Annotated in this window: 8 protein-coding genes; 7 read left to right on the top strand and 1 reads right to left on the bottom strand. The window is 71.6% G+C overall.

The window, feature by feature from the left end; translation table 11 throughout:
- From ATM97_RS32005 to ATM97_RS31975, 7 genes are all read left to right on the top strand, one after another.
- Positions 1 to 933: AAA family ATPase (locus tag ATM97_RS32005; protein ID WP_218721948.1), on the top strand; the 933-nt coding region annotated here is incomplete at its 5' end.
- A 43-nt stretch (positions 934 to 976) separates the two neighbouring features.
- Positions 977 to 2,794, top strand: coding sequence for a VWA domain-containing protein (locus tag ATM97_RS32000; protein WP_255588715.1), 1,818 nt, complete (start codon positions 977 to 979; stop codon positions 2,792 to 2,794).
- Between the two features lie 135 nt (positions 2,795 to 2,929).
- Entirely contained in the window at positions 2,930 to 3,523 is a 594-nt protein-coding gene (locus tag ATM97_RS31995) for a hypothetical protein (protein ID WP_218721947.1), read from the top strand.
- Positions 3,524 to 3,673: 150 nt separating this feature from the next.
- Positions 3,674 to 3,985, top strand: coding sequence for a hypothetical protein (locus tag ATM97_RS31990; RefSeq protein WP_218721946.1), 312 nt, complete (start codon positions 3,674 to 3,676; stop codon positions 3,983 to 3,985).
- Positions 3,986 to 4,025: 40 nt separating this feature from the next.
- Complete coding sequence (locus ATM97_RS31985; protein ID WP_218721945.1) at positions 4,026 to 4,370, top strand: hypothetical protein; 345 nt, start codon at positions 4,026 to 4,028, stop codon at positions 4,368 to 4,370.
- Between the two features lie 318 nt (positions 4,371 to 4,688).
- Positions 4,689 to 5,858 (top strand): hypothetical protein, encoded by a 1,170-nt coding sequence (locus ATM97_RS31980; protein WP_218721944.1) that lies wholly within the window; start codon positions 4,689 to 4,691, stop codon positions 5,856 to 5,858.
- A 90-nt stretch (positions 5,859 to 5,948) separates the two neighbouring features.
- Positions 5,949 to 6,419 carry a hypothetical protein gene (locus ATM97_RS31975; protein WP_218721943.1) on the top strand — a complete coding sequence of 157 codons (471 nt, stop codon included), beginning with the start codon at positions 5,949 to 5,951 and terminating at the stop codon, positions 6,417 to 6,419.
- 90 nt (positions 6,420 to 6,509) lie between these two features.
- On the opposite strand, the gene ATM97_RS31970 is transcribed toward ATM97_RS31975, so the two are convergent.
- A complete protein-coding gene (locus tag ATM97_RS31970) occupies positions 6,510 to 7,943 on the bottom strand; it encodes a cutinase family protein (protein ID WP_218721942.1) in 1,434 nt (477 codons plus the stop codon).
- Positions 7,944 to 7,949: the final 6 nt, after the last annotated feature.

Below are 7,949 nucleotides of genomic sequence, written 5' to 3'. Positions count from 1 at the left end.
GCCGCTACCGCCCCGGCTCCGGCCGCGCCTGCCACCCCGGCGGCCCCGGCCCCCAGCAAGCCGAAACCGGCCCGCCGCATTAAGAAAACCGCCACCCCGGCCCCGGCCGCGCCCGCCGCCTCGGCGGCCCCGGCCCGCACGGGTAACACGGTGGCCCGGCCGAACGGGCAGGACTACCACCTGCGCAAGCTCGCCGGACGCGCCGACGTGGAGGTGTTGCAGACCATGCGCACCGCCGAGGTGCCGGTGCTGCTGTACGGGCCGCCCGGCACCGGCAAGACCTCGCTCATCGAGGCCGCCTACGGCGACCTGCTCACAGTGCAGGGCGACGGGGACACCACGGTCGCCGATTTCGTGGGCGAGTACACCCAAACCCCCGATGGCCGTTTCGTGTTCGTGGACGGGCCCCTCGTTCGCGCGATGAAAGAGGGCCGGGTGTTGTTCATCGACGACGCGACCCTGATCTCGCCGACCGTGCTCGCGGCGGTGTATCCCGCGATGGACGGCCGAAAAGAGCTGGTGGTCAAAGCAACCGGCGCAGTGGTCAAGGCCGAGCCCGGATTCTTCGTGGTGGCAGGCCACAACCCCGGCGTGCACGGAGCCATCCTGTCCGACGCGCTGAGTTCCCGGTTCGCGTTCCAGGTGCAGGTGGTCAGCGACCTCGACCTGGCCACCCAGCTCGGGGTGGAACGCCGCGCGGTGAAAGTGGCGCGCGAGCTGGCCGCCCGGCAGGCCAAGGGCGAGGTCGGGTGGGCCCCGCAATTGCGCGAGCTGCTGGCGTTCCGCAAGATCGCCGCCGCCACCGACCCCGACACCGCCATGGCCAACCTCCTCGGGGCCGCCCCCGAAGAGGACCGCGACGTAGTGGCCGCCGTGATGAAAACCGTGTGCGGCACCACCCACACCCCGCTCGCCCTCGGCCCCCGCCTCTAACCACCACCCCCGCCGCCCGCACGCCCGAAAGGTACTGCCCGCCATGACCGGCCACGTGATCACCACCCCCGCCCCCGCTAGCCCCGCCGCGCCCGCCACCCCGGGCACCGGCACCGCTTCCACCCCGGCCCCCGCCGGGGCAGGGGCGGCCCCCGCCGCCACGCCTGCGACCCCCGCCCCGGCCTCGGTGCCCGTCACCGGGGGATGGGCCACCCTCTCGGCTGCCATGACCGCCGAGGTTCCGCCGATCGCCGACCGCGACGACCTGACTGTGAGCATCGCCCCCGGTGCCGCGTTCGGACACCCGGCGGTGTTCGTGCCCGCACTGGCCGCCATCGAACTCGACGGGGCCCGACTCAAGATCGACCCGGCCACCGCGCGCCCGGCCCGCAACAGTGACCGCAACAACTACCCGGCCGTGTGGGGCGCGCTCGTGCACGAGTGCGCGCACGCCAAACACACGGTATGGCGGGCCCCGCTGCTGGCACACCCCGAGGTGGCGAAAGCGGCGAAACTGCTCGAAGAGTCACGCATCGAGGCCGCCCAGATTCGCCGCCGCCCCGACGATCGGCATTGGTTGCGCGCCAGCGCCACCGAGATCGTGATCGGCGACAACGGCGGCCAAACCGCCGCCGCCCATCTCCCACGCACCGCCTACGCCGCCGCGCACAACGCCGCCCTCGTGCTCGGCCGGATCGACGCCGGGGTACTGACCGAGTCCGAATGCGCGCCACTGGTGCGCGAGATCGAGTCCATCCTCGGCACCGACACCCTCACCAAATTGCGCGCGATCTGGCGCGAGGCACACACCGTGGCCGATACCGACACCGCCGCCATGCTCGAACTCGGACGGCGCTGGTTCGACATCGTGGGCCCCGAACCGCACGCCACACCGATACCGGCCTCACTGTTGGGCGCGGCCATCGAGGCCACCGCCGCCGCCATCGCCGCCGAGGTCGCGGCGAACCCGGTTCCCGCCGACCCGGCCGAGTCCGCCGCTGCCGCACGCGAGGCTGCCGCCGCCACTGCCGAAGAGGCACAGCGGATGGCCGAGCACGTGTTCGGCGACGGTAAGACACCGGCCCGCTCCCGCACCGTGGCCCGCACCCGCACCCCGCTGACCACAGAACACAGCGCCGCGCGGGTGCTGGCCCGCGCGCTGGACACCGCCGCCGCCCGCGAACGCGCCACGGTGAAAACGACCTCCGTGGTGCCGCCCGGGCGGGTGCGGATGCGCGGTGTGCTGGCTCGCCAAGCCCAGCTCGCCGCCGGTGCCATCCCGACCGCCGAACCGTTCACCCGCACCACCCGAAAGAACAGCCCGCACCCGCCGCTGCGAGTCGGCATCGCCTGCGATGTGTCCTCCTCGATGCGCGCGTTCGCCGCGCCGGTGTCCTCGGCCGCGTGGATCATCGCCCGTGCCGCCGAGCTGGCCGCGCTGCCCGCCACCACCGCGACCGTGACGTTCGGGGCGACGGTGGCCCCCATCACCTACCCGGGCACCGCCCCCGCCCACGTCAGCGAGTTCGGTTGCCCGGACAAATACCACGCCCTCGGTGCCGCCACGGTCGCACTCGACGGGGCCCTCGGCCTGTCACGGCCCGGCGCGACCCGGCTACTGGTGATCATCTCCGACGGCATCTACCGAGACTACGAACGCGAGGCCGCCCAGCGCCGACTCGACGCCGTACGCGCGGCGGGGTGCGCGGTGCTGTGGCTGGCACCGAACACCGGCAGACGCCCCGGCCGCCCGGGAGCCCCGACTCCGCTGAACGGGGCGACCGTGCACACGGTCTCCGACCCGGCCACCACCGCCACCGCGATCGCCCGCGCCATCACTGCCGCCGTGCGCGCCGCCTAGCCCCCGGGGCCCCGGGGCGCACACCGCGCCCGGGGCCCCGGGACCGGGCCGCTACCGGTCACGGCGCGGCCCTGCCATCACCCACCAACACCCCTACCCGCCCCGGCCCGGGGCGGCAACAACAGGAGACTCACCATGACCGACACCCCCGCTACCGACCAGACTCCCATCGACACCGACACCGACACCCGCGGCGAGGTGATCTGCCCGATCGAGGTCGGCGACGAGGTAACCGGCCTCCACAACCGCACTTGGCGCGGTGTTGTGCTCCAGGTTTTCGACTACCACGTTCCCGAGTGCGTGATCGAAACCGCCACCGGCGGGAGAGGTTTCGCCGCACCGTGGGCGCTGGTGCCTGCACATCAGGACCCCTCGGCGCAGTGGCTCGACCGGATGCGCGCCTACCGGGACACCAAACGCGACGAAGCGCTCGCCCGGCTGCGCAGTGACCAGGACGAATTCGCCGAAGCGGCGGAAACCCTCGCCCAGCGCCTGACCGAGATCGCGGCCACGCTGCGCGCGGGCCGTTTCCGCGACCCTGACGCCGAGGACCCCATCGAGCACGAGGGAACCGACATCGATGACGGTCTCGGCCACCTCGCCGAAACCCGGCAGAGCCTCATCGACAGCGGCCTGCTCACACCGGCGGAGATCGGGCAATACCTCGCCTTCGACGCAACCGGCCAGAGGTTGACCGATGGCACACGCGCGGGCGAGTCGACCCGCTGAGTCGACTCGAACCCGCCGCCTGAACACCGGGTGCCCTGGGAGTGCAGTACGCCCCGGGGCACCCGGACCGGGCCGACATCGGCCACCGGTGCGGCCCAACCATCACCCCCCATCCCGCCCCGCACCCGGGACGGCAACCAAGGAGACACCGTGATCGATCCCGCGATTCCCACCACAACAGCACTCGACGCGATCTACGTGATCGCCAACGCCATCACCGGCGACCAGTTCGTCATCTACGCCTCGGGCCCGCACGACGAGCGCGGCATGTTCACCGTGGCGCACGTGACCGGCGGCACGGGCTGCTATGCCGCCCCGCGTATCCACCTCGTGCACCCCGACGACATCGCCGCCTACGCCGCCGGGGCCGCCGAGAGGTTGCGTCGGGGCTCGCACGGGCACGCGGCGACGGTGTGGCTCGACCGCACCACCGGCCCCCTGCGCACGCGCCTCGCCCGGTGAACCCGCCAGCACTCCAACCGAACCCGAACAGGAGCACACCGTGAAAGACACTCGCACCCACGACGAGGACGGCGTCATCAAACCGGGAGCCAAACTCAGCGGCAACGCCTACGTCGTGGTCAGGCCGCGCGACAGCGACGACCCGCCCGGCCGAATCCTGTTGGTAGGCAAAACGTGGCGCTGCGCGCACGGCCGCACCATTTGCGTCGAGTGCGCCGAAAGCTGGGAACTCGACCACGAAGTGGACTACGAGCTGACCGGCGGCGGGCGACGACTTCGCCAGGCACTCGGCACCCAGCCCGCCACCGGCAACACAGAACCTGCCGAGGCCGACTCCGGCGAGCCCGGCACCGACACGGTCGACTCGCCTCTGGCGCACCCGTGACCGTCTCGTGCGTCGAGTCCGCGGCTCGCGTGCCACGCGCCCGCGGCGAGGCCGCCGGCGTGAGTCGCCTCGCCATCCCTGAGTCAACACCGGGGACTCGAATTCCGCTCGCGCCGAGGCCATTACGGAATCAGACGAGAGGAATTCGCGACCGGAACTAATTTCCACATTCCGCTTGACATCACACGCCCTATCGAGCGGTCATGGAAACCGGAAGGGCACCGACCGCCCGGGGAAATTGCCCCGATCGGTGCGCATTCCGTCCCCACCCGGGGACATCACCGAATTCACCAAACCCATTTGTTGGAAGGAACCCCCATGTCGAAAACCAAGAACGCCGCCGTGGCCACGGAAACGGCCGCACCCACCCCGGAAAACGGATCGCGGTCGGTGCCGGTGCCGCGCCGCGACAGCACCCGGGCGTTGTGGGCGGCGCTGCGCGCCCACCCTGACAACACCACCGCCGCGCTGGCCGACATCGCCGGGATCGGCCAGTCCACCGCGCGGCGGCTGCTAACCCAGTGGGAAACCGCCGGGTGCGCCCAATCGCACACCGACTTCGCATCACCCCGCGCGGCCAAGACCTGGACCCAGGGCACAGGCACACCCGCCACCATCGAACCGGACCCCGCCCCCACCGATCCGGGCCCGCTCGAACCCACCGACCCGGGCCCGGCCGAACCCACCGATCCGAGCGCGGTGTCTCCTGAGACGGCCGAACCGGTCGGATCGTCGCCCGAAACCAGCGAGCCCGCACCCGAATCCGCCACCGTGTCGGCGGCGGAGGTGCCCGCGTTGCACAGCGCCGAAGCTCGGGCGCTGTGGAAGGCGCTGAAAACCCACCCCGGCAGCACTACCGCAGATCTGGCGGAAATTGCGGCCATCGAGACCATCGCGGCGCGGCATCTGCTGACGGAATGGGAACTCGCCGGGGCCGTGTGGGCGGCCACCGATCCGGGCAAGCCTCGGGCCGGGAAGAGCTGGACCGCCGGAGCGAAACCCGAACCGTCCCCGGCCCCGGCCGCGCCGGACGCGGCGACTACCACACCCGCCGAACCGGAGCCCGCACCGGCCGACCCCGTTACTCCGGAACCCGTTGTGGCCGAACCCACCGCGCCCGAACCGGCCACCCCCGCCGAACAGGCGGCCCCGGCCGACCCCGCGCCCGACACCACCCCGGAGACGGCGGCAGCCGCCCCCACGGGCGACGAAACCGCCACCGTGGCCCCGCAACCCCCGGCGGCGGCCCACAACGGCGCTGCGGGCGACGCGGAGTCAACGGTCGAACGCCTGCCCGCCGGTGCGCTGCGCGGACAGGTCGAGGACTTCCTGCACGAAAACCCCGGAAAGGAGTTCACCCCACACCAGATCGGCAAAGCCCTGGCCCGCTCCAGCGGCGCGGTCCACAACGCCCTGGTCAAGTTGACCGATGGCGGGACCGCGCGCCAGACCGGCACGGCCCCTAAGAAATTCACCCTCGCGTCCTGAAACTGGGCGATGCCGGAATCCCCGGAGGAGATAGCTCCGGGGGGTCCGACACCGCCCTCTCAATCTAACCTTTGAGAAAGGTGCTCGACTATGTACTCCACCCCAACCCCCGCCATCCTGGGATCGGCCCTGTACCGGGTGTACGCCGACTCCAGCCAGGCACCCGACGGCCTCGAGCTGTGGATCTCCATCGCCGAGACGGCGGTGCGGGAGCTGCAGATGCCCGTGTTGGCCGCGCTGGTGCCGTGGGTGCCGATCGCGTTGCGATACGAGCAGGTGACCACCGACGGTGAGTTCTTCCCGCACTCCGGTGCGGTGCGTGTCATGAGCGGCCCGTTGACCGGCACCCTCTACAGCGACCTCGAAACCGCCGCCCGCGAGGTGGTCGCGGCAACCCTGGAGCAGCTGCCCAAACAGGACAGCGGGGACACCAGCGACGGCGGCAACGACGGTGACGAGCAGACCGTGACCGTGTACAGGGCGTTGCCGTCGTGGCGGTTCCGCAACGACAGGGGCCCGGCCGCGCCGGGCCTGCGCGCGGTGCCGCCACTCATCTCCTGACCCGCCTACCCGCTGAAACGGCCCGTGGTGCCGAGCATTCCGCTCGGCACCACGGGCCGTTTCTTGTGCGCTGTACGTGGACGGCGCGGGCTATTCGCTGCGGTCGATGGCCTGGGTGATCCAGTCGGTCAGCACGGGGGCGGCGGTGTTGTAGCCGGTGGCGTCGAACGGGGCCGTGTGGCCGTCCTGGGCGGCCGGAACGGCGGTGCGCGTAGCGGTGCCCGCCGCGTCCGTCCCTGTGGTGGTGGCGGTGTAGGTGTTGGTCAGGGTGGGGAACTGCCCGCCGGTGAACGCTGCGGCGGTGGCCGAGACGAGATCGGCGGCGACCGGTGCCAGCCCGGTCAGCGTCAGCACCGCCGCCACCGGGTCGCCATCGGCAAGGAATTCCACAGCGGTCCACGCGATCTCCTGCGCGCGGCCGACATCGGTGGCGATACGCGAGATGTCGAGTCCGGCCAGGACACCGACGATCTCGGCGGCGATCGTGGCGACCCCGGTGGTGTCCAGCGGCGCGGCCAACGCCAGCGCCTGCGCTACCAGGCGCAGGTCGAGTCCATCGGCAAGCTCGACCAGCGGGGCGAACTGGTTGTTCAGGTCGCCGGAGACGCGGTGCACGCCGCGCACGTCTCCAGAGGTGACCAGCCCGGGCAGCTGGGCGAGGTCGTTGATGATCGCGGGCACGTTCGCGGTGAAGCTGGCGAGCCCGTTCACTACGGTGACGACTTGGCCCAGGACCTGGGACACGCTGATCTGCCCGGTCGAGTCCGACCCGAGGCTGATGATCGGTGTGCTCGTCGTGGTGGTGGGGGCTTTAGTCGTGGTGGTGGTGGGTTTGGTGGTGCTGGTCGGAGCTGAGCCGGAGGTGGTGTTGGCGGTGGCGAGGGCGCGGCTCACCGCGGCGAGGACGGGCGAGGAATCGGCGGTGGTCGAGCAGTAGCTGTCACCTTCGAGGCACAGCGTGCGGACCCGATCGGTCAGCTCGCCGAAGCCCTGCGAGCGTGGCCCGGTGACACCCTGGCCGGAGACCGGGGTACCGAGCTGGGCGGTGGCGGCATCGCGGCGAGGGTCCGAGACGAGTGCGACAGCGACGATCCGAGCGGCCGGGATCGGGCCGCCTCGGTTGCCGAGGGTGGTGGCGAGGTCGCCGGCGACCTCGGCGCCCTGGCCGTAGCCGGCCAAAATCACTCGCGTGTCCGAGCACAGCCCTTTCACCGCCGCGGTGAGGTCGACTCCGCTCACCGACCCCGCACCGGCGGATGGCGCGAGTGTACGGACCTCGATATCGGTGCCGTAGCGGGTGGTCAGCGATTCCCCGAGCTGGGTGAGGATCTGACCGGGTGTGGCCTGTCCGACGGTCGAGGTTGTCTCGTAGGTGCCTGGTGCCAGCAGCGCGGTCCAGCGCGGGCACTGGGAACCGGTGCGGTCGGGTGTGGGTTCTGCGGCGGCGACACCGGTCGTCACGGTGGTTGCGGTGACGGCCGCGCACAGGGCGACGCGGATAGTTCGCGAGTGGTTGTGGCGCATAGAGGT

This window comes from Nocardia sp. MH4, from assembly GCF_019266065.1.
GTDB classification, from domain to species: domain Bacteria; phylum Actinomycetota; class Actinomycetes; order Mycobacteriales; family Mycobacteriaceae; genus Nocardia; species Nocardia canadensis.
The sequence above is the reverse complement of the archived record's forward strand: the minus strand, read 5'-3'. Positions and strand labels throughout refer to the sequence as shown.

Bases quoted from the DNA above. Each gene is read 5' to 3' on its own strand.
- ATM97_RS31995 (WP_218721947.1), top strand. From the start codon at position 2,930: ATGACCGACACCCCCGCTACCGACCAGACTCCCATCGACACCGACACC.
- ATM97_RS31975 (WP_218721943.1), top strand. From the start codon at position 5,949: ATGTACTCCACCCCAACCCCCGCCATCCTGGGATCGGCCCTGTACCGG.
- ATM97_RS31980 (WP_218721944.1), top strand. From the start codon at position 4,689: ATGTCGAAAACCAAGAACGCCGCCGTGGCCACGGAAACGGCCGCACCC.
- ATM97_RS32000 (WP_255588715.1), top strand. From the start codon at position 977: ATGACCGGCCACGTGATCACCACCCCCGCCCCCGCTAGCCCCGCCGCG.
- ATM97_RS31970 (WP_218721942.1), bottom strand. From the start codon at position 7,943: ATGCGCCACAACCACTCGCGAACTATCCGCGTCGCCCTGTGCGCGGCC.